Origin of the sequence: Curtobacterium sp. NPDC088465, assembly GCF_044753165.1 — a bacterium.
Classification (GTDB): Bacteria; Actinomycetota; Actinomycetes; order Actinomycetales; family Microbacteriaceae; genus Curtobacterium.
Window position 1 is genome coordinate 741,275 of the sequence record NZ_JBIVMR010000002.1, and the last position, 20,854, is coordinate 762,128.

Annotated in this window: 21 protein-coding genes; 2 read left to right on the forward strand and 19 right to left on the reverse strand. The window is 72.0% G+C overall.

Features of this window, described 5'->3' with window-relative positions; all coding sequences use genetic code 11:
• Positions 1 to 160: 160 nt before the first annotated feature.
• The 12 genes from ACIP6W_RS10850 to hrcA all read right to left on the reverse strand — a co-directional run bounded on the left by ACIP6W_RS10850 (position 161) and on the right by hrcA (position 11,739).
• Positions 161 to 1,561 carry an FtsX-like permease family protein gene (locus tag ACIP6W_RS10850; protein WP_400429420.1) on the reverse strand — a complete coding sequence of 467 codons (1,401 nt, stop codon included), beginning with the start codon at positions 1,559 to 1,561 and terminating at the stop codon, positions 161 to 163.
• Positions 1,558 to 2,310, reverse strand: a complete 753-nt coding sequence (locus tag ACIP6W_RS10855) for an ABC transporter ATP-binding protein (protein ID WP_251154955.1) — start codon at positions 2,308 to 2,310, stop codon at positions 1,558 to 1,560. Before ACIP6W_RS10855 ends, ACIP6W_RS10850 begins: the two co-directional genes overlap by 4 nt.
• A gap of 136 nt (positions 2,311 to 2,446) precedes the next feature.
• Positions 2,447 to 3,136, reverse strand: a complete 690-nt coding sequence (locus ACIP6W_RS10860; protein WP_066653881.1) for a response regulator — start codon at positions 3,134 to 3,136, stop codon at positions 2,447 to 2,449.
• A complete protein-coding gene (locus ACIP6W_RS10865; RefSeq protein ID WP_144411283.1) occupies positions 3,133 to 4,368 on the reverse strand; it encodes a sensor histidine kinase in 1,236 nt (411 codons plus the stop codon). Before ACIP6W_RS10865 ends, ACIP6W_RS10860 begins: the two co-directional genes overlap by 4 nt.
• A gap of 56 nt (positions 4,369 to 4,424) precedes the next feature.
• Positions 4,425 to 5,405, reverse strand: coding sequence for a GTPase Era (gene era, locus ACIP6W_RS10870; RefSeq protein ID WP_311205310.1), 981 nt, complete (start codon positions 5,403 to 5,405; stop codon positions 4,425 to 4,427).
• Positions 5,402 to 6,724 (reverse strand): hemolysin family protein, encoded by a 1,323-nt coding sequence (locus ACIP6W_RS10875; protein WP_066653872.1) that lies wholly within the window; start codon positions 6,722 to 6,724, stop codon positions 5,402 to 5,404. Before ACIP6W_RS10875 ends, era begins: the two co-directional genes overlap by 4 nt.
• 4 nt (positions 6,725 to 6,728) lie before the next feature.
• Complete coding sequence (gene ybeY, locus ACIP6W_RS10880) at positions 6,729 to 7,190, reverse strand: rRNA maturation RNase YbeY (RefSeq protein WP_066653869.1); 462 nt, start codon at positions 7,188 to 7,190, stop codon at positions 6,729 to 6,731.
• Complete coding sequence (locus ACIP6W_RS10885) at positions 7,187 to 8,248, reverse strand: PhoH family protein (protein ID WP_245171450.1); 1,062 nt, start codon at positions 8,246 to 8,248, stop codon at positions 7,187 to 7,189. Before ACIP6W_RS10885 ends, ybeY begins: the two co-directional genes overlap by 4 nt.
• 109 nt (positions 8,249 to 8,357) lie before the next feature.
• The gene (locus ACIP6W_RS10890; RefSeq protein WP_066653863.1) at positions 8,358 to 8,714 is read right to left on the reverse strand and encodes a histidine triad nucleotide-binding protein; all 357 of its coding nucleotides are present in this window, start codon (positions 8,712 to 8,714) and stop codon (positions 8,358 to 8,360) included.
• Positions 8,715 to 8,746: 32 nt separating this feature from the next.
• Entirely contained in the window at positions 8,747 to 9,493 is a 747-nt protein-coding gene (locus ACIP6W_RS10895; RefSeq protein WP_066653860.1) for a 16S rRNA (uracil(1498)-N(3))-methyltransferase, read from the reverse strand.
• Positions 9,493 to 10,605, reverse strand: a complete 1,113-nt coding sequence (gene dnaJ, locus ACIP6W_RS10900; RefSeq protein WP_066653858.1) for a molecular chaperone DnaJ — start codon at positions 10,603 to 10,605, stop codon at positions 9,493 to 9,495. Before dnaJ ends, ACIP6W_RS10895 begins: the two co-directional genes overlap by 1 nt.
• Positions 10,606 to 10,716: 111 nt before the next feature.
• The gene (gene hrcA / locus ACIP6W_RS10905) at positions 10,717 to 11,739 is read right to left on the reverse strand and encodes a heat-inducible transcriptional repressor HrcA (RefSeq protein ID WP_066653856.1); all 1,023 of its coding nucleotides are present in this window, start codon (positions 11,737 to 11,739) and stop codon (positions 10,717 to 10,719) included.
• A 108-nt stretch (positions 11,740 to 11,847) separates the two neighbouring features.
• Between hrcA and ACIP6W_RS10910 the strand changes: the two genes are divergently transcribed.
• Positions 11,848 to 12,291: a DUF4870 domain-containing protein gene (locus ACIP6W_RS10910; RefSeq protein ID WP_235426567.1), complete on the forward strand. Its 444-nt coding sequence runs from the start codon at positions 11,848 to 11,850 to the stop codon at positions 12,289 to 12,291.
• Between the two features lie 22 nt (positions 12,292 to 12,313).
• On the opposite strand, the gene hemW is transcribed toward ACIP6W_RS10910, so the two are convergent.
• Positions 12,314 to 13,549: a radical SAM family heme chaperone HemW gene (hemW, locus tag ACIP6W_RS10915; RefSeq protein WP_311205307.1), complete on the reverse strand. Its 1,236-nt coding sequence runs from the start codon at positions 13,547 to 13,549 to the stop codon at positions 12,314 to 12,316.
• 28 nt (positions 13,550 to 13,577) lie between these two features.
• Here hemW and ACIP6W_RS10920 point away from each other — a divergent pair, with 28 nt between their 5' ends.
• Entirely contained in the window at positions 13,578 to 14,270 is a 693-nt protein-coding gene (locus ACIP6W_RS10920; RefSeq protein ID WP_311205306.1) for an HAD family hydrolase, read from the forward strand.
• A gap of 67 nt (positions 14,271 to 14,337) precedes the next feature.
• Here ACIP6W_RS10920 and ACIP6W_RS10925 read toward each other — a convergent pair whose 3' ends face one another.
• The 6 genes from ACIP6W_RS10925 to lepA all read right to left on the reverse strand — a co-directional run bounded on the left by ACIP6W_RS10925 (position 14,338) and on the right by lepA (position 20,705).
• A complete protein-coding gene (locus ACIP6W_RS10925) occupies positions 14,338 to 14,985 on the reverse strand; it encodes a DUF1990 family protein (protein ID WP_066653852.1) in 648 nt (215 codons plus the stop codon).
• A gap of 37 nt (positions 14,986 to 15,022) precedes the next feature.
• On the reverse strand, positions 15,023 to 16,330 hold the full coding sequence (locus tag ACIP6W_RS10930) for a family 16 glycoside hydrolase (protein WP_400429426.1): 1,308 nt from the start codon (positions 16,328 to 16,330) through the stop codon (positions 15,023 to 15,025).
• Entirely contained in the window at positions 16,327 to 17,265 is a 939-nt protein-coding gene (locus ACIP6W_RS10935) for a S26 family signal peptidase (protein ID WP_251160113.1), read from the reverse strand. The genes ACIP6W_RS10930 and ACIP6W_RS10935 overlap by 4 nt, the downstream gene beginning before the upstream one ends.
• Positions 17,262 to 17,885: a hypothetical protein gene (locus ACIP6W_RS10940; protein ID WP_251160114.1), complete on the reverse strand. Its 624-nt coding sequence runs from the start codon at positions 17,883 to 17,885 to the stop codon at positions 17,262 to 17,264. Before ACIP6W_RS10940 ends, ACIP6W_RS10935 begins: the two co-directional genes overlap by 4 nt.
• 10 nt (positions 17,886 to 17,895) lie before the next feature.
• Positions 17,896 to 18,519 carry a hypothetical protein gene (locus ACIP6W_RS10945; protein WP_271825370.1) on the reverse strand — a complete coding sequence of 208 codons (624 nt, stop codon included), beginning with the start codon at positions 18,517 to 18,519 and terminating at the stop codon, positions 17,896 to 17,898.
• A gap of 338 nt (positions 18,520 to 18,857) precedes the next feature.
• The gene (gene lepA, locus ACIP6W_RS10950) at positions 18,858 to 20,705 is read right to left on the reverse strand and encodes a translation elongation factor 4 (protein ID WP_066653837.1); all 1,848 of its coding nucleotides are present in this window, start codon (positions 20,703 to 20,705) and stop codon (positions 18,858 to 18,860) included.
• Between the last annotated feature and the right edge of the window lie 149 nt (positions 20,706 to 20,854).

Genomic DNA, 20,854 nt, shown 5'->3' on the forward strand with positions numbered 1-20,854 from the left:
GGGGGCCACGACGGACTCCGCGACGAGGTGGGCCGTGTGTCAGGCCTCGTCGCGGCAGCGAAGGAGGAGGAGCGCCGAGTACATCGCTGCCACCGTAGCACTGGTACACCAGCGCGGTGCAAGTGGATGACGTCCCGGACGCTCCTCCCGACCCGTGCGGTCAGTCGACGGCGAGCGCCTCGGTCGGTGACACCCGCATGGCCCGCCGGACCGGTGCGACCGTGGCGACGACCGCGAGCACGAGGGCCCCCACCACCACGACCGCGACGGTCAGCGGCGGCAGCACGGGCGTGACGACCGTCCCGAGCGAGCCGAGCATCGTCTGCCCGCCGACCCAGCCGTACAGGGTGCCGAGGACGAGTCCGGTGACGACCGCGGCGACGACCATCTGCACGGCCTCGGTCACGATCATGCGGCGGACCTGCGCCGCGGTCAGCCCGAGGACGCGCAGCAGGCCGAGCTCACGACGACGCTGGAGCACGCCGAGCGCGAGGGCGTTCACGACGCCGACCGCGGCGATCACCGCGGAGAACCCGACGATCACGCTCACGACGGCGTTCAGCTGCACGAAGAAGTCCCGCTGCGCCTGGACCGCGTCCGCCGACAGGGAACCGTCGCCCATCGCCGCCATCTGGGTCTCGACCACGTGCTGCATGATCCCGAGCGCGACCGCGAAGGTGACGAGCAGGGTCACGCCGATGACGAGCCCGATGGTGGCCCGTGACGACCGGCCCGGTGCCCGCATCGCGTTGCGACCGGCGAGCAGGACGACCGGGTCACGCGACCCGATCCGGCCGATGAGCTGCAGGACCGGGGGCATCACGATCGTCGCGCCGACCGCGACCCCGGCGAAGGAGACGAACCCGCCGAGGGCCGCCGGCAGGACGGCCGCGGGCGTGGCGGGGCTGAGGACGAGACCGAGCACCATCAGCAGCGCACCGACCGTCATGAGCAGGACCGCCCAGACCGTCCGCGCCCGGCCCGACCGGACGTCGGCGTGGCTCGGCTCGACGGTCGATGACAGCGCCTGCAGCGGCGTGACCGTCAGCACCCGGCGGGACCCGACCGCGAACGCGCCCCAGGTCGCCAGGACCACGGCGACGAGCGGCAGCACGAGTTCCCACGGGACGAGCGTGTAGGTGGTGTCCGGGAGGAAGCCGGTGCTCCGCAGGACCGCGACGAAGCACGCGGACAGCCCGGTGCCGACGACGGTGCCCACCGCGCCGCCGACGGCACCGACGACGAGGCCGGTGCGGGTCGTCCGGGCACGCAGGGTGGCGCCCGTCGCCCCGATCAACCGCTGGAGGGCGATCGTGCGGGTCTGCCCCGCGATGATCGTGGCGCAGGTGTTCGCCGTCACGATCGCACCGACGTAGAGGGCGATGCCGAGGAAGAGCCACCCGACGACGGACAGGATCGCCCGGACGGGTGCGAGGTCGTCGAGACCCGCGGCAGCCATCGCCTGGGTCACGATGCCGGGAGCGATGACGAGGGCGGACCCGAACGTCGTGCCGAGGGCTGCGACGAGGACCGTCGGGGCGAACGTGCGCAGGCCGGTCACGCGGCTGCCTCCATCCCGAGCATCGTCGCCGAGATCTCGGCGGCGGTCATCGACGGGCGGTCGTCCACGATCCGCCCGTCGGCGAGGAAGAGGATGCGGTCCGCGTTCGCGGCGGCCGTCGGGTCGTGCGTGACCATGACGACGCTCTGCCCCCACTCCTGCACGGCGCCGCGGAGGATCGCGAGGACGTCACGCCCGGTGCGTGAGTCGAGGGCGCCCGTCGGCTCGTCCGCGACCACCACGGCGGGACGCGACGCGAGCGCACGCGCGATCGCGACGCGCTGCTGCTGTCCGCCGGAGAGTTGGTGCGGCCGGTGGGTCAGACGGTCACCCAGGCCGAGCAGGTCGACGAGCCGGTCGATCCACGCCGACTCGTCCCGGCTCGGCTGGTGCCCACCGAGCAGGAACGGCAGCCGGATGTTCTCCCGCACGTCGAGCGTCGGGACGAGGTTGAAGGACTGGAACACGAACCCGAGCCGGCGACGGCGCAGTTCGGTGAGCTCGCGGTCCCCGAGGCCGGTGATGTCGACCCCGTCGATCGTGATCCGCCCGGTGCTCACCGCGTCGAGCCCCGCGGCGACGTGCATGAGCGTCGACTTGCCGGAGCCCGACGGCCCCATCACGGCGGTGAACTCCCCCGCCCCGATGTCGACGCTGACGTCGTCGAGCGCGGTGACGCGGCGGGCGGCGTCGCCGTAGTGCTTGGACACGTGGTCGAGCCGGATGATCGGGGTGTGGTTGGTGGTCATGCTCCGAGCCTGGCGGCCGGGAGGCGCGTCCCGCGTCCGTCGCGCGGCTCCTGTGGATGGTCCGCTCGGCTCGACGTGCTGTGGAGGGGTCATCCTGTCGGATGACGGCGGGTCGCTCCGCCGGTCGACGCCGGGGTCAGTCGGCCCTGGGCACCAGCCCGTGCTCGTGCGCGAACACGACGAGCCGGACGCGGTCCCGCAGGTCGAGCTTGCTGAGCACGCGCGAGATGTGCGTCTTCACCGTCGCCTCGCTGACGTACTCGTGCTGGGCGATCTCGCTGTTGCTGTACCCGCGTGCCGCGAGGTCGAAGATCTCCCGCTCACGGGGCGTCAGCTCGGCGAAGGCGGCGGGCACCGCGGCGGCCTGGGCCGCGCCGTCGTCGTACCGGCGGAGGAGCTCGCGGGTGGCGGAGGCGGCGAACACGGCGGTGCCGGCGTGCACGGTCCGGACCGCGGCGAGCAGGAACTCCGGGTCGGCATCCTTGAGCACGAAGCCGCTCGCGCCCGCCCGGATCGCCTTCGCGGCAGCCTCGTCGAAGTCGAAGGTGGTGAGCACGAGCACCTTCGCGGCGTCTGCCCCGCCCTGCTCGACGATCCGTGCGGTCGCGGTGATCCCGTCCATCACGGGCATCCGGACGTCCATGAGCACCACGTCCGCCCCGGTGCGCCGCACGAGCTCGGCGCCCTCGGCCCCGTCGCCGGCCTCACCGACGAACTGCAGGTCGGGCTGTGAGTCGATGAGCATCCGGATCCCGGTGCGGAAGAGCGCCTGGTCGTCGACGAGGGCGACCCGGATCGGGCCACCGGTCGGCTGGGACGTGGTCATCTGGTGCGCTCCTGCTCCATCTGGGTGATACGGCCGCGGGGGAACTGGCCGCTCGCGGGGACCGCGGGCATGCGCACGGCCACCACGAAGTCGTCACCGCGGTGCCCAGCCGTCATCGACCCCCCGGTCATCGTGACACGCTCGCGCATGCCGACCAGTCCGTGCCCGGTGCCGGGACCGCTGGAGCCGTCGTCGGCGCGCCGGTTCACGACGGTGATCTCGACGGTGTCGGGACGGTAGGTCAGCGCGGTGTGGACCGGTGTCCCGCTCTCCCCGTGCTTCCACGCGTTCGTCAGGCTCTCCTGGACGATCCGGTACACGGCGAGCTGGGTCGTCGTGGGCAGACCGGTCGGGTCGCCTTCCCGGTCCACACGGACGTCGAGGCCGACCTCGCGCATCTCGGCCACGAGCACCTCGAGGTCGGCTGCCTCGGGCGTCGGGGCGGTCCCCTGCTCGTGCCGCAGGGCGCCGAGCAGCTCGCGGACGTCACCGAGGGCACTGCGAGCGGTGCTCGAGATGGTCTCGAGCGCCTGGTCCGCGATCGCGGGGTCGGTCTTGGCGGCGTAGCGTGCCCCGTCCGCCTGGGCGATGACGACAGCCAGCGAGTGCGCGACGATGTCGTGCATGTCGCGGGCGATCCGCACCCGCTCCTGCTCGACCGCGACCGCACGGTCGGCGCGTGCGGCATCCCGTTCGGCGACCAGCTGGGCCTCCCGGCTCATGCTCGCGGACCGGCGGGCGCGGCGGACGAGTCCGGCGAGCCACGGCAGCAGGAGCAGCAGCAGGACGCCGGCGAACGTCGCGAGCACGACCTGCAGGGTCTCGAGCGTGGGCGACGAGGCGGTCTCGATGCCGGAGCGGCGCTGGTGGTCGTACAGCCCGACGTACGCCGCCGCGACCGCGGATCCGCCGATGGCCGAGACCAGGCCGGCGATGCGGACGCGCTTGCTGCCGTAGGCGCTCGTGGTGAAGAGCACGCCGGCGAGCAGCGCGTTCGAGTAGTCCGGCACCTGCATGGTCACCATCTCGAAGACGGCGATCACCCACGAGAGTGCGAGCGACAGCCCCGGCGACAGTCGACGGATCGCGAGGGCGATGCTCAGTCCGACCACCGTCACCAGCCAGAGGGACGGCAGGTCGGCGGACGCACGCAGGAGCGTCAGCAGCCCGCCGAGCAGCACCGCTGTGGTGACGTCGGTGACGAGCTGCGCGCGCAGCAGGGGGCGGAACACCACCCCACGGTACGACGCGGCCGGAGGACGCGCGTCCGACCAGGGGATGACCCGGATCAGAAGCCCAGACGGCCGAGCTGCTTCGGGTCGCGCTGCCACTCCTTGGCGACCTTGACACGGATGTTCAGGTAGACGTGGCGACCGCCGAGCAGCGACTCGATCTCCGCGCGCGCCCGGGATCCGACGTCCTTCAGCCGTTCCCCGCCGCGGCCGATGACGATCGCCTTCTGGCTGTCGCGCTCGACGAACAGGTTCGCGAAGATCCGCAGCGGTCCGTCGGGGTCGTCCTCGTCGTCGGGCTCGACGACGTCCTCGATGACGACCGCGAGCGAGTGCGGCAGCTCGTCGCGGACGCCCTCGAGCGCGGCCTCGCGGACGAGCTCGGCGATGCGGTCCTCGTCGGTCTCCTCGGTGACGGTGGAAGCGTCGTACAGCTGCGGCGACTCGGGCAGCAGCTTCGTGATCTCGGCGAGCAGCACCTCGAGCTGCAGGCCCTTCGTCCCCGACGTCGGGATGATCGTGTCCCACTCCCGCAGCTGGGACACCGCGAGGAGCTGCTCGCCGACGCGGTCCTTCGGGGTGCCGTCGATCTTCGTGACGATCGCGATCTTCCGCGCCCGCGGGTACTGGTCGAGCGACTCGTTGATGAACCTGTCGCCCGGCCCGATCGGCTCGTCGGCCGGCACGCAGAAGCCGATCACGTCGACGTCACCGAGCGTCGACTGCACGAGGTCGTTGAGCCGTTCGCCGAGCAGGGTGCGGGGGCGGTGCACGCCGGGGGTGTCGACGATGATGACCTGGCCGTCGGGCCGGTGCACGATGCCCCGGATGGCGCGTCGCGTGGTCTGGGGCTTCGACGAGGTGATCGCGACCTTCTCGCCGACCAGGGCGTTCGTCAGCGTCGACTTGCCGACGTTCGGACGCCCGACGAAGGAGACGAAGCCGGCGCGGTACGGCTGGCCCGGTGTGTCGGTCCCCGTGGTCGCGTCGGTGTCCGTACCCGTGTCGGTGCCGTGGTCGGGTTCGTGGTCGGTCATGCGTTCGGGGTTCCCGTCGTGCTCGGAGTGGTCTCGTCGAGGGCGTCCTCGGCGTCCTGCAGGGCGGCGCTCCGCTCGGCCAGGACGGTGATCAGGTGGCGGCGCTTGCCCTCGACACGGTCGGCGGTCAGCGCGACCCCGGAGACGGTGACCTGCTCGCCGCGGACCGGCAGCCGGCCGAGCTCCTTCGTCAGCAGGCCACCGGCGGTGTCGACGTCGTCGTCCTCGAGCTCGACGCCGAAGAGGTCGCCGAGCTCGTCGATCGGCATGCGGGCGGAGATGCGCCAGACGCCCGGGCCGACCTCGGTCCGGTCGACCACGGTGCGGTCGTACTCGTCGGAGATGTCGCCGACGAGTTCCTCGATGAGGTCCTCCATCGTCACGAGCCCGGCGACGCCGCCGTACTCGTCGACCACGAGCACCAGGTGGTTCTTGGCGACCTGCATGTGCCGGAGGGTGTCGTCCGCGGGCTTCGACTCGGGGACGAACTCGGCCGGTCGCAGCAGCGCCGTCACCGGTTCCCGCTCGCTGCCGGGCTGCTCGTACAGGGCGCGGGAGACGTCGCGCAGGTAGAGCACGCCGAGCACGTCGTCGCTGTCCTTACCGGTGACCGGCATGCGCGAGACGCCGGCGACCAGGAACCGTTCCATCCCCGCGGCCAGGGTGGCCTCCCCGTCGACCGTGAGCATGTCGGTCCGGGGCACCATGACCTCGCGCACCAGGGTGTCGCTGAACTCGAAGACCGAGTGGATGAGCTCGCGGTCGTCCTGTGCGAGCACGTTGCTCTCGGTCGCCTCGTCGACGAGCGAGAGCAGCTGCTCCTCGCTCGACACCGTCGATGCGCTGCGGCCACGGCCGGGGGTCACCCGGTCCCCGATCGCGACGAGGAGCCCGGCGAGCGGACCGAGCACGATCCGGACGGCGCGCACGAGTCCTCCGGTGGCGCCGATGAGGCGCTCGGCGTGTGCGCGTCCGACGCTGCGCGGGCTCGACCCGACGAGCACGAACGACACGGCCGTCATGATCGCAGCGGACACGACCAGGGCCACCCACCAGGTGTCGAACACCGTGACGAGGGCGATCGTGACGAGCACCGCGGCGGCGGTCTCGGCGAGCACGCGGACGAAGTTCAGGGCGTTGACGTGCGCGCCGACGTCGTCGGCCACGGCCTCGATCGCACGACGGTTACGGCTGCCACGGGCGATCTCGTCGAGGTCGGCGCGGGACAGCACGGTGAGCGCGGCGTCGGACGCGGCGAGCAGACCGCCGACGACGACCAGGACGAACGCCGCCGCGAGCAGGACGGCGACGAGCACCATCAGGTCACCGCCCGCGTCGCTGTGCCGCGAAGGCGGAGAGGATCTCGCCCTGCAGCCCGAACATCTCGGCCTTCTCCTCCGGCTCGGCGTGGTCGAAGCCGAGCAGGTGGAGGATGCCGTGGCACGTGAGCAGCAGCATCTCGTCGGTGGTGGTGTGCCCCGCGGTCTTCGCCTGCTCGGCGGCGACCTGCGGGCACACGACGATGTCGCCGAGCAGCCCGGCCGGTGTCGGCTCGTCCTCGGTCCCCGGACGGAGCTCGTCCATCGGGAAGCTCAGGACGTCCGTCGGACCCGGCTCGTCCATCCACCGGACGTGCAGCTGCTCCATCGCGCCCTCGTCGACCAGGACGATCGCGAGCTCCGCGTCCGCGTGGACGTGCAGCGCGTCGAGCGCGAAGGCGGCGAGGCGCTGGACGGCCTGTTCGTCGACCTCGACACCCGACTCGTTGTTGAGCTCGATGCTCACCGGTTGCCTCCTCGGGCGTCGTTCTGGGGGTACGTGGACTGCTGGCGGTCCTGCGGCGGGCGCCCGCGACGCTCGGCTCGGTTCGCTCCGGCGGGGTTGCCCGTCGGCGCGGTCCCCCGGCCGGCGGGACGGTGCCCGGCCTGCTCCGCCAGACGTTCCTCGTCGTACACGGTGTAGGCGTCGACGATCCGTCCGACCAGGGTGTGGCGGACGACGTCCTCGCTGCCGAGCCGGGCGAAGTGGATGTCGTCGACGTCGCCCAGGATCCGCGTGACGAGCCGGAGACCCGACAGGTTGCCGGGCAGGTCGACCTGCGTGATGTCACCGGTGACGACCATCTTCGAGCCGAAGCCGAGGCGCGTCAGGAACATCTTCATCTGCTCGGGCGTGGTGTTCTGCGCCTCGTCGAGGATCACGAACGAGTCGTTCAGCGTCCGCCCGCGCATGTACGCCAGCGGTGCGACCTCGACGGTGCCGGCTGCCAGCAGCTTCGGGACCAGCTCGGGGTCCATCATCTCGTTGAGGGCGTCGTACAGCGGGCGCAGGTAGGGGTCGATCTTGTCGGTCAGCGTGCCCGGCAGGAACCCGAGCCGCTCGCCCGCCTCGACCGCGGGACGGGTCAGGATGATGCGGGTGACCTCGCGCCGCTGCAGTGCCTGGACGGCCTTCGCCATCGCCAGGTAGGTCTTGCCGGTGCCCGCGGGGCCGATGCCGAAGGTGATGGTGTGCTGGTCGATGGCGTCGACGTAGGCGCGCTGCCCGTCGGTCTTCGGCCGCACCGACTTGCCGCGGCTCGCCACGATCGGGGTGCCGAACGTGTCCGAGGGCTTGCGGTCCTCGTCGAGGATCCGCGCCGACGTCGGGATGTCGGCCGGACCGATGTCCTGCCCGCGCTTCACCATGCCGACGAGCTCGTCGACGAGCGCGTGGGCACGGGCGACGTCGCGCTCGGGTCCGGTGAGCGAGACCTCGTTGCCGCGGACGAGCACCCGGACGCCCGGGTACTGCCGCTCGACCGTCTTGAGCAGGCGGTCCTGCGGGCCGAGGAGCTGGACCATCGCGATGCCGTCGACCCGGATGTCGACGACGACGTCGGACGGGTCGGACACGGGTCGGGTCGTGGGTCGGTCCGGTGCGGGCGCGTCGGACGCGGGGTGGACGGAGTCGTCAACCGGCAAGGAGATTCCCTTCGTGCAGATCACCTGCGAGGACGTGCGCGTGCACGTGGAACACGGTCTGACCGGCGGCTTCGCCGGTGTTGAAGACGAGACGGAACTGGCCGCCGGCCCGCTCGTCCGCGATGCGGCGGGCGGTCGCGACGACGTGCGCCAGCAGCTCGGGGTCACCGGCGGCGAGCTCGGTGACGTCGCGGTACTCCTCGGTCTTGGGCACCACGAGCACGTGGACGGGTGCCTTCGGGGCGATGTCCTCGAACGCGATCACCCGGTCGTCCTCGGCCACGATGGTCGCGGGGACCTCGCGCGCGACGATCCTCGAGAAGATGCTCGGCTCGCTGCTGCTCATGGAGACCATCGTAGGACCCGCCTCCGACGCCGCTACCAGCGCCCGAGCATGGTCTGCAGGACGGCCAGGGCGGACGGTCCGGCGGTCGAGGTGCGGAGCACGGTGTCCCCGAGCCGCACGCGGACGGCGCCGGCGGCCTCGAGCCGGTCGAACTCGGGACCGTCGATCCCGCCCTCGGGTCCGACGACCAGGACGATCTCGTCGACGTCGGCCGGCGGCTCCCACGCCGAGAGCCGCACCGCGCCGACCGGGTCCAGCACGACCAGCGCACGCCGCGCCTCCCGGCCGACCGCGGCCAGCTGCGCCGTCGTCACCGGTGCGTCCACCGTCGGGACGCGCGACCGGACCGCCTGCTTCGCGGCCTCCTGCGCGATCGCCGCCCACCGGGCGCGTCCCTTCTCGACCTTCGCGCCGTCCCACCGCGACACGCTGCGCGCTGCCGCCCAGGGGACGATGCGGTCGACGCCGATCTCGGTGGCTGCCTGCACCGCCATCTCGTCACGCCCGCCCTTCGCGAGCGCCTGCACGAGCACCAGCGCCGGACGCGGTTCCGCCTCGACGTCGACGTCGGCGACCGTCAGGGTCAGCGTGTCCTTGCCGGTCGACGCGACCGCGCCCGTGACGACCGTGCCCCGGCCGTCGGAGAGGCGCAGCGTCTCGCCGACGCGGACCCGCGCGACCGAGACGGCGTGTCGGCCCTCCGCGCCGTCGAGCGACACCGCGTCACCGGCGCCGAGGCCGTCGAGGGTCCCCGGACCGACGAGGTAGAGCGATGCCATCAGAAGTTGAAGAAGCGGTCGCGGAGCTTGCCGAACATGCCCTGCTGGAAGCGTGCGAGCTGCGGTCCCGGTGCCTTGTGCGTCTTCGCGAGCTGCTCGACGAGCCCACGCTCCTTGTGCGAGAGCTTGGTCGGGGTCACGACCTGCACGCCGACGCGGAGGTCGCCCCGGCCGGTGCCGCGCAGCTTCGTCACGCCGCGGTCCTTGATGACCAGGACGTCGGCGCTCTGCACGCCCGGACGGATCTCGAGCTCGACCGGCCCGTCGAGCCCGTCGATCGTCGTGTGCGCGCCGAGGATCGCATCGGTCATCTGGACCTCGAGCGTCGCGAGCAGGTCGTCGCCGTCGCGGCTGTAGACGTCGTGGTGGCGCACCTTGACCTCGAGGTACAGGTCGCCGGACGGGCCGCCCGCGGGTCCGACCTCGCCCTGGCCCGGCATCTGCAGGCGCAGCCCGGTCTCGACGCCGGCGGGGACGTCGACGGGGATGGTCCGGCGGGCACGGACGCGCCCCTGGCCCTGGCACGTCGGGCAGGGACTCGGGATGACGGTGCCGTAGCCGCGGCACGTCCCGCAGGGCGCGCTGGTCACGACGTTGCCGAGGAGCGAGCGGACCTGGCGCTGGATGTGCCCGGAGCCACCGCAGATGTCGCAGGTGCGGGGGCTGGTCCCCGGCGCGCAGCACGAGCCGTGGCACGTGTCGCAGACGACGGCCGTGTCGACCTCGACGTCCTTGTGGGTGCCGAAGACGACCTCGTCGAGGTCGACCTCGATGCGCAGCAGGGCGTCCTGCCCGCGCTCGGCACGGCTGCGCGGACCGTTGCCGCGTCCGCCGCCGCCACCCCCGCCGAAGAAGGCGTCGAAGATGTCGCTGAAGCCACCGGCGGCACCGCCGCCGAAGGGGCTCTCCTGCGGGCCGGCGTCGTAGCGTCGGCGCTGCTCCGGGTCGCTCAGCACGTCGTACGCGTGCGTCACGTCCTTGAAGCGCTCGGCCGCGTCCGGGCTCGGGTTGACGTCCGGGTGGAGCTCGCGCGCCAGCCGTCGGTAGGCCTTCTTGATGTCGGCATCGGAGGCGTCCGGCTGGACGCCGAGGACGTCGTAGTGGTCTGCCACGGTTCCCTCAGTCGGTTTCGGTTCGGTCGGTGGGTCGCGGCGGTCGCCGCGGTCCGGTCTGGAGGCGCGGAGCCGGTCCGCTGGACACCGCGCGTCGGGCGCAGGGTCCGGTCAATGTTCGCCCAGCAGCTTGGACAGGTACCGTGCGACCGCACGGACGGCGGCCATGTTCGTGCCGTAGTCCATGCGGGTGGGGCCGAGGACCCCGAGTCGGGCGACCGCTCCGCCGCCGGCGAGGTAGCCACCGGCGACGATGCTCGTCGCGTCGAGGCCGTACTCGGCGTTCTCGACGCCGATGCTCGCTGCCACGGCCACGTCGTCCACCTGCATCTCGCCGAACAGGCGGAGCAGGGTCACCTGCTCCTCGATCGCCTCGAGCACGGAGAACAGTCCGCCGGAGAAGTCGCGTTCGCTCTTCGCCAGGTTCGCCGCGCCGGCCATGACCAGGCGGTCCTGCCGGTTCGCCGCGACCTGCTCGATGAGCGTCGCGACGACGACGCCGCCGAGGGTCTGCGCGTCCGGACGGAGCTGCTGCGGCACCTCGCGCAGGGCACGCGGGACGTCCTGCAGCAGGAGCCCGACGCTCGCCCCGTTCACGACGGTGCGGAGCTCGGTGAGCGCCTCCTCGTCGAGGGGGACGTCCGTCTCGACCACGCGCTGCTCGACCCGGGCGGTGTCGGTGATGAGCACGACCATCAGGCGGGTGTCACCGAGCCGGACGAGCTCGACGTGCTGCACGCGTGCGCGCACCATCGACGGGTACTGCACCAGCGCGACCTGGTTGGTCAGCTGGCTGAGCAGGCGGACCGTGCGACCGAGGACCTCGTCGAGGTCGTTCGGCGTACCGAGGAAGGTCTCGATGGCGTGGCGCTGCGCGCTCGACAGCGGCCGGGCGGCGGCCAGGTGGTCGACGAAGAGTCGGTACCCCTTGTCGGTCGGCACCCGCCCCGACGAGGTGTGCGGCGCCACGATCAGCTGTTCGTCCTCGAGCTGCGCCATGTCGTTGCGGATCGTCGCGGCGCTGACCCCGAAGGCGTGGCGCTCGACGATCGTCTTCGAGCCGACGGGCTCGCGCGAGGCGACGTAGTCCCGCACGATCGCCTTGAGGACCTCGAGGGAGCGTTCGCTGACCATCCGGACCCCTTCCGTTCGATGCTGGCACTCGGACGTGTCGACTGCTGATCCTACGCCCGACCGCCGACCGACCGGGACCGCCGGGGCCCACGCCGGTACGCTCACGGCATGAGCTACGGACAGCAACCGGGCGGCCCGCAGGACGGCCGCTACGGCCAGCAGCAGGGCGGACCCCAGAACCCGCAGGGACCGCAGTACCCGGCCGGCTTCACGCCGCCCCAGCCGATGTCGCCGGAGGACCAGCGACTCTGGGCGACGCTGACGCACGTCGGCGGCATCTTCTTCAGCCTGGTCGTGCCGATCATCGCCTACCTGGTGCTGCGCGACCGCGGGCAGTTCGTGAAGGAGCACACCCGTCAGGCACTGAACTTCCACATCACGATGGCGATCGCCGGGTTCGTGTGCAGCCTGTTGGCGTTCGTCGTCATCGGACTCGTGCTGCTGCCGATCCTGTACGTGATCGTGATCGTCTTCGCGATCATGGCCGCCCTCGCGGCGAACCGCGGTGACTTCTACCGCTACCCGCTCACCATCGAGTTCATCAAGCAGTAGCGCGCGAGCGACCGCCGGCGCGTCAGTCGAGCAGCTCGCGGACGACCGCGTCCGCGAGCAGCCGGCCCTGCAGGGTGAGCTCGATGCGTCCCCGCACCGCGGCCGTGCCGTCCACGAGGCCACGCGCGATGAGACCGGCGACCCGGCCACGTGCCTCCCGGCCGAGCTCCGCGGTGGTGAGCTCGCCGCGGACGCGCGCGGCGAGCAGCACCCGTTCGACGTACCGGGTGTCGGCGTCGAGCGTCTCGCGCCCCGCCGCGGGCGACTCGCCGGCCAGCACCCGGTTCGCGTACGCGGCCGGGTGCTTCACGTTCCACCAGCGGGTGCCGGCGACCGCGGAGTGCGCACCCGGGCCGACGCCCCACCAGTCGTGGCCCTTCCAGTAGGACAGGTTGTGTCGGCTCGCGTGGCGCTCCGGACCACCGGCCTCGTCGGTGCGCGCCCAGTTCGAGACCTCGTACCAGGAGTACCCGGCGTCGGCGAGGGTCCGGTCGGCGAGCTCGTACATGTCGGCGGCGAGGTCGTCGTCCGGGGCCGGCAGGTCGCCGCGGGCCACCATGCGCCCCATCGCCGTGCCGTCCTCGACGATGAGCGAGTACGCCGACACGTGGTCGGGCGCGCAGGCCAGCGCGGCCTCGAGCGAGGTGCGCCAGTCGTCGAGCGACTCCCCCGGGGTCGAGTAGATGAGGTCGAGGCTGACGTCGAGGCCCTGCTGCTTCGCGAGGTCCACCACGACCGGAACCCGCTCGGGGTCGTGGGTCCGGTCGAGCGTCGCGAGGACGTGCGGGACGGCCGACTGCATGCCGTAGCTCATCCGGGTGAACCCGCCGCGCTGCAGGGTCGCGATCGCGTCCGCGTCCACGGAGTCCGGGTTCGCCTCGGTGGTGACCTCCGCCCCCGGCAGGATGCCCCACGTGTCGTCGATCGCCCGGAGGATCATCACCAGGTCGTCCGCCGGCAGCATCGTCGGCGTGCCACCGCCGAAGAACACCGTCGAGACCGGGCGTCGCGGCACCCCGGAGCGGTCGAGGACCTCGGCCGCCCACCGGATCTCCTGCACCGCGTGGCCGGCGTAGTCGTCACGGCGCACCCCGCGCAGCTCGGACGCCGTGTAGGTGTTGAAGTCGCAGTAGCCGCACCGCACCCGGCAGAACGGCACGTGGACGTAGACGCCGAAGGGGACGTCGCCGACGCCGGGGCCAGGGGTGAGCAGGCCGTCCGCGGGAGCGGGATCGGCGATCGGGAGCGCACTCGGCATGGACTCCATTCTCGGCCATGATGGAGCCATGGAGCACCACACCGTCCCCACCACGGTGCTGTGGGACATCGACGGCACCCTCGTGCTGAACGCGGCGTCGCCCGGCAACCTGTACCACCTGGCCGTCGAGCGCGCGGTCGGCCGCGACCTCGTGCTGAAGGTCGGGCACCAGCACGGCCGGACCGACGCCGGGCTCATCGCGGACCACGTCCGGGCACACGACCTCGACGACGCGCTCATCCCCACGGTCAGCGGGCACCTGCGGGACCTGACCGACGAGCGCTACGGCCGGGGTGAACGCCGCTCCCCCGCCCCCGGAGCCGCCGCGCTCGTCCGCCGGTTCGCCGGACTCGGCTGGCGGAACGGCCTGCTGACCGGCAACTCCGAGCACCGGGCCCGCGTGAAGCTCGGCGGGGCGGGCTTCGACCTCGGCGCCTTCGACTGGGAGCACTCGTACTTCGGGGACGCGGAGGTCGAGCGCACCGGCGTCACCGCACGCGCCGCCGCCGCCCTGTCCGGGGAGCGAGCCGTCATCGTCGGCGACACCCCGCGGGACGGCGAGGCGGCCGACGCGGTGGGGATCCCGTTCGTCGCGGTCGCGACCGGGGTCTACGAGGTCGACGCCCTGCGTGGGACGAGCGCGGTGTGCGTCGCGCGGGACTGCGTGCAGGACGCCCGACTGCTGGAGGAGGCGATCGCCGCGCTGCCGCCGCTGCGCTGAGCGGCGGCGGTGGCGGTCGGTCGGTGCGCCGTGCCGAGCACGCGGTCGGATGCCTCGTGTCGACCGGTCAGTCGCCGCGCAGTGCGCTGAGGTACTTCGCTGCCATGACCCGCTGCTGTCGACGGAGCAGCGGCGCCACGAACGCCCACTTCCGGCTCGACGGCTGCGAGAACTGACGGACCTGCAGCCACACCGAGCCGTCGCTCGTGCGCTCGACCACGAAGGACTCCTCGCCGGACAGCGGGTGCCCCTCGAGCGTGCCGTAGGCGAAGCCCTTGCGGTCGGTCTCGTCGATGATCGACACGACGCGGACCGGCGCGTGCACGGTCTGCCCGAACGCGTGCATCTCGAGCGTCGCCGTGGTGCCCGCCGTCAGCAGCGGGGTGCCGTCGGCGGCGAACTTCTCCACCCGGGGCGTGCCGATCGAGGCCGGTGCGATCGGGACACCGTGCTCGTCGAACGTCACCGGGTTGTAGCGGACCTCGTCGTCGTCGGGATGGTCCTCGACCTGCACCCGGATGCCGCTGCGCTCCTGGATCTGCCAGGTCAACGCCTGCGTCACCGCGGTCTCGAACCGGGCGTCGCCGTGGCCGATGCGCGCCCGCGACTCCGCCGGGGTGAAGCCCTCCGGCGGGTAGGTCATGAGGTCCGCCGCCTGCGTGGCACCGACGGCACCGTAGGTCAGGGCGGTCCGGTAGCTGCCGCGGGAACTCATGGACCCATCGTACCGGGGCCGCTCGGCCCGACCTGTGTCAGCGTGGCGTGACGGCGAGGTTCCGCCACTCGGCCTCGGTGCCCTGCTCGCGGATCCCGACCGCGCCGCTCGTCGACGAGCAGGCACCGAAGGACACGCGACCCTGGACGGGTGTCCCGCCGTCGGCCGGTGACGCGGTGGCCGTGATCGTGCAGCCGACCGCCTCGACGGTGAGGTGCCACCACTCCTCGGCCTGCACCGTCCGACCGAAGGACACGAACGACCCGACGAACCCGGGCGACCGGTGCTCGCCGATGGTCATCCCGGTCGCGGTGATGCCGACGGAGTAGGCGCGCATCGAGTCGATCCCCGTGGACGGGTCGTTCACCCGGACGACGAGACCCGCGTCGCTGCCCGACCTCGGGGTGCGCATCAGGCGCACGTCGCCCGTCAGGGTCATGTCGCCCCAGACCCGGTTCAGGACCTGCTTGTCCCCGGTGTTCGCGTAGGCCGTGCTGCGGATCCGTTCCTCCTGCTGGTCGATCGCCCACGTGCCCCCGAACACCCGCGCGGGCGCTCCGTCCTCGAACCGGCCCGTGGCGAGGGTCGAGTTGTACGGGTCCGCCGCGACCGAGGGTGCGAGGGCACCCGTTGTGGCCGTCACGAAGCGGTAGCCGGCTGCGCTGCCGTTGCCGCGCAGCCCGATCGCGCCCGACGTCAGGCAGTCGGCCGACGACTCCGAGACGCTCGCCCGCGTCCAGTCGTTCGCGCCGACGGTGGTCGACCAGGCGGTGATGCCGCACCCGGCGGCCTGCACGACCACGTGGTAGAACTGTCCGTTCGCGAGCCTGCCGGGGATCGTCGCGGACGCCAGTCGGGTCGTCGCACCGTGCTTCGTCCGGCTGATCGACAGCGTGTTGTCCGTCCGGTCCAGACCGATCGAGTACCCCGTGAACGCATCGGCACCCGGAGCGGGATCCGTGACGCGGACCAGGAGCCCTGCGTTCGTCCCGCTGTTCACCTGGACGTCCGCCTGCATCGTGTAGTCCGTCCACGACGGGTCACCCGTGACGGCCTTGGGCCCGTCGGAGGAGCCTGCCGTCTCGGTGAACGTGCCGTAGCCGAACTGCGTCCGGGTCGTCCAGGAGCCGCCGTAGGTCCTCCACGCCCCCTGCCCTCCGGCGAAGGAGTCACGGAACGGCAGGCCCGTCAGGGCGTAGTCACCGACCGTGCTCGCGGTGCTCCGGTTCGACGACGCCGCCGTGTACGCGGCGAGGGTGGGATCGGCCGTCGTGGTGACACCGGTCGCCACGGTGAGCGCCACGACGAGCGCCCCGGTGAGCACGCCCGCCGTCCTGGCACTCACGACGACACCGCCGGGAGGTCCGTCGCAGGGTCCTCCGTGTGCCCGGGATCGGGGACACGGAGGCTCTGCGACCGGGCCAGGAGGGCCCCGACGACGAGGGGTGCGGCGCAGAGCAGGGCGAGCACCGCCCAACCGAGCGGGGAGAGGTCGAGTCGAGCGGCGAGCGCGACCGCGCCGTCCGACCCCGGAGGCAGGGGCACCTGACCGACGGCACCGCTGACGAGCCGGTCGGACGCACCGGACGGTCCGACCACCCGGATCGGCAGCAGACCGGTCGAGACCACGTGTGCCACCGGCCGCGTCCCCGGGTCGACGCCGGTCACGACGAGGGCGGCGAACGGTCGGAAGACCGTCACCACGCCGGCCAGCACCGCGGCCGAGCCGAGCAGGCGAGCGGCGGTCCGCGGAGCGCCCGCGCCGAGGAGCCCGGTCAGGAGCCAGACGAGACCGACCCCGCCGACGGACCACGGCAGCATGCGGAGCGCCCACCCCGCACCGGGCAGGACTGCGACGACCCTGCCGACCACGTCAGCGCGGCTGACGGTCCAGCCGTCGGCAGCACCGTTCGCGTCGCCCTTGGTGGTGAACGCGCCGTCCTCCACCGCGCTGATGCGGTGCGTGTAGGGCAGTCGAGGCGCCGTCCCCCCGCCCTCGGCGACCGGTGGGACGAAGGTGATGACGTCGCCGACGGCCAGCCGGTCCGGTCCGGGCGGCAGGGTGACGACGAGCGAGCCGACGGGTGCCGTGCGGCCCATCGACGGCGTCCGGACGTCGAACGTCCGGACGCCCGCGGCCGTCGCGGCCCCGACACCGAGCAGCACGAGCAGGACGACGGCGACGGTGGCGACGAGCCGCACCCGCACCGCGCGGCCGGGAGCACGCCGGCGACCAGTCGCGGGGACGCCGATCGCGTCCCCGGTCTCCGCCACCGTCATGCGGTGAACGTCCACACGAGCGACTGGCTCATGCTCTGCGCCTGCGAGTCGTTCGGAGCCGCCGGGTCGAGGGCGACCGACACGACGGCGGTACCGCCCTGACCGGCCGCAGGCGCCGGGCTGACGGGGAAGGTCCGCCCGCCGACCGCCGCGGCGCTCTCCCCCGAGACCACGGTCGTGGTCCCCGTCGGCGTCGTCCACGTGACGGTGACGCGCAACCAGGAGCAGATGCTGTTCGACGTCGAGACGGTGCCGATGCAGGTGCCGGGGGTGAGCGAGAAGGCGGACGCGGTGACCCCTCCGGTGTTCCTGATCACCGTGGAGGTGCCACGCGTCGTGTCCCCCGGCCGGAGGTCCTTGCCCGCGTAGAGGTCGGTCGAGCAGGTCGTGGTGGCCGTGGCGGTGCTCCTGCACGCCACGGTCGAGGCGTCTGGGCCCTGCGTCATCTCGATCGAGACGGTGTTGGCGGTGTTCGTGGTGTTCGAGATCGACGCCGTGTACGCCGACGTCGTGCCGGTCGCCGTCAGTGCGAGGGCGACCGAGGCGACGAGTCCCGCCGCCGTGAGGAGCCAGCCCGTGCGCACCGAAGCCCGCGGGACGATCGTCGAGTGCCTTCCCACGACGGCACCGTCAGGCCGAGAACGTGAACGTGAGGGCCTGTGAGAGGGTCACACCCGACGTCGGCGCGGTCGCCCCGTCCGGGAGCGAGACCTGCACGGCCAGCGGGTAGCGCTCGCCTGCGGCGGGTGGGTAGGGCAGCGTGATCGCGTTCGCCGCGAGGTACGCGGGCGTCGTGGACGCAGGCAGCACGTCGGCGCCGCGCCAGGTCATCTTCACGACGAGCTGGCGGCACAGTTCCGACCCGCTCTCGGGCCTGGTCGCGCACGGTCCGCCGATCAGCCGGAAGCCGGTGGGCGTCGCCGTCCCGGTGTTCTCGAAGAAGATCGTCTGGGATTCCGACCGGCCCCCTGGTCGCAGGGACTGGCCGCCGTAGAGGTCCGGGTCGGTGCAGCTCGCCGTGCCGTCGGCCGCGGTCGTGCACGCACCCGGCGAACCGTCCGCCGTCGTCTCCACGATCTGGATGGTCGAGGTCGCGACCGTGTTGGTGCCGTGCAGGAAGGCCTGCGTGAAGACCGACAGCGTGCCGCTGAAGCTCATGGCGAGCACCACCGCAGCAGCGACGCCGGCGGCGACCAGGACGAGTTCGGACCGTCGGCGCCGTGCGCGGGGGACGGTCGTTGCGTGACGGGACATCGTGGTTCGCACCTCCGTGTGCACCCCGGGTCCTCGAGCGCCGTGGCGCAGGAGCACGCACGGTCCGGGCGGCCGGGTCCACCCTGAACTGAGGGGTCTTCAGTCGCCCTCGGTACAGATGCGACCGTACAGATCGGGTGACCTGCCCGGTCCCCCAGAGTGCGGGCAGACTGCCCGGTCCACCCACCGCATCCGCGGAGGACCAGGCCGGCCGCCCCCGAACCCCCGGCGGACTGCGCCCCGATCTCGTCCGCTTCGCGCACCGGGACGAGCGGATCCGGGAACGACGGAGCCCCGCTCGTGGCGGGGCTCCGTCGTGCTGCTCGTGCTCGCTGCGGCTACTTCTTCTTCTCTTCGACGTCGCCCGAGAGCGCTGCGATGAAGGCTTCCTGCGGGACCTCGACGCGACCCACCATCTTCATGCGCTTCTTGCCCTCCTTCTGCTTCTCGAGGAGCTTGCGCTTGCGGGTGATGTCACCGCCGTAGCACTTCGCCAGGACGTCCTTGCGCATCGCACGGATGCTCTCGCGGGCGATGATCCGCGCACCGATCGCGGCCTGGATCGGCACTTCGAACTGCTGCCGCGGGATGAGCTTGCGGAGACGCTCGGTCATCAGCGTGCCGTACGCGTACGCCTTGTCGCGGTGGACGATCGCGCTGAACGCGTCGACCTGCTCGCCCTGCAGCAGGATGTCGACCTTGACGAGGTCGGCGGCCTGGTCGCCGGTCGGCTCGTAGTCGAGCGAGGCGTAGCCCTGCGTCTTGCTCTTCAGCTGGTCGAAGAAGTCGAACACGATCTCGCCGAGGGGCATCTCGTACCGGATCTCGACGCGGTCCTCACCCAGGTACTCCATTCCGAGCAGGGACCCGCGTCGCGACTGGCAGAGCTCCATGATCGCGCCGACGTAGTCCTTCGGCGCGAGGATCGCCGCACGGACCATCGGCTCGCGGACCTCGACGATGCGACCGCCCGGGAACTCGGAGGGGTTCGTGACCTCGGTCACGGTCGTGTCCTCGTTCGTGACCTCGTAGATCACGCTCGGGGCCGTCGTGATGAGGTCGAGGCCGAACTCCCGCGACAGGCGCTCGGTGATGATCTCGAGGTGCAGCAGGCCGAGGAAGCCGCAGCGGAAGCCGAAGCCGAGCGCCACCGAGGTCTCGGGCTCGTACACGAGGGCCGCGTCCGACAGCTTGAGCTTGTCGAGCGCCTCGCGCAGGTCCGGGTAGTCGGAACCGTCGATCGGGTACAGCCCCGAGAACACCATCGGCTTCGGGTCCGTGTACCCGGGCAGTGCCTCGGTCGCCGGCTTCTGCGCCGTCGTGACCGTGTCACCGACCTTCGACTGCCGGACGTCCTTCACACCGGTGATCAGGTAGCCGACCTCGCCGACCGACAGCCCCTTCGTCGGCTTCGGCTCGGGCGACGACACACCGATCTCGAGGATCTCGTGCGTCGACCGGGTCGACATCATCTGGACCTTCTCGCGCGGGTGGATCGTGCCGTCGATCATCCGGACGTACGTCACCACGCCGCGGTAGCTGTCGTAGACCGAGTCGAAGATCATCGCGCGGGGGGCCGCCTCGACGTCGCCGACCGGCGCCGGCACGGTCCGGACCACGCGGTCGAGGAGCTCGGCGACACCGACACCGGTCTTGCCCGAGACGCGGAGGACGTCCTCCGGCTTGCCACCGATGAGCTGCGCGAGCTCGGCAGCGTACTTGTCGGGGTCGGCCGCCGGCAGGTCGATCTTGTTGAGGACCGGGATGATCTCGAGGTCGTTCTCGAGCGCCAGGTACAGGTTGGCGAGCGTCTGGGCCTCGATGCCCTGCGCCGCGTCGACGAGCAGGATCGCGCCCTCGCACGCCGCGAGCGAGCGCGAGACCTCGTACGAGAAGTCGACGTGCCCGGGGGTGTCGATCATGTTCAGGGCGAAGGTCTGTCCGTCGAGCTCCCACGGCATGCGGACGGCCTGCGACTTGATCGTGATGCCGCGCTCGCGCTCGATGTCCATGCGGTCGAGGTACTGCGCACGCATCGCCCGCTCCTCGACGATGCCGGTGATCTGCAGCATGCGGTCGGCCAGCGTGGACTTGCCGTGGTCGATGTGCGCGATGATGCAGAAGTTGCGGATCGCCTCGGCCGGGGTCGCGGCGGGCTCGAGCGGCGCGGATGCTTGTGGGCTCACGGTTCCTCAGGGGGTCGGTGCGGTCGAACGATTGTCCCACGGTTGCACACGGGCAGCGCGCACCGCAGGCCGACCTGTGGAGGCGCGCCGGGGCCCTGGACGGTGTGCAGGACGGACCGGAGGCGCGTGGTCGTGCCCGTCACGGGCCT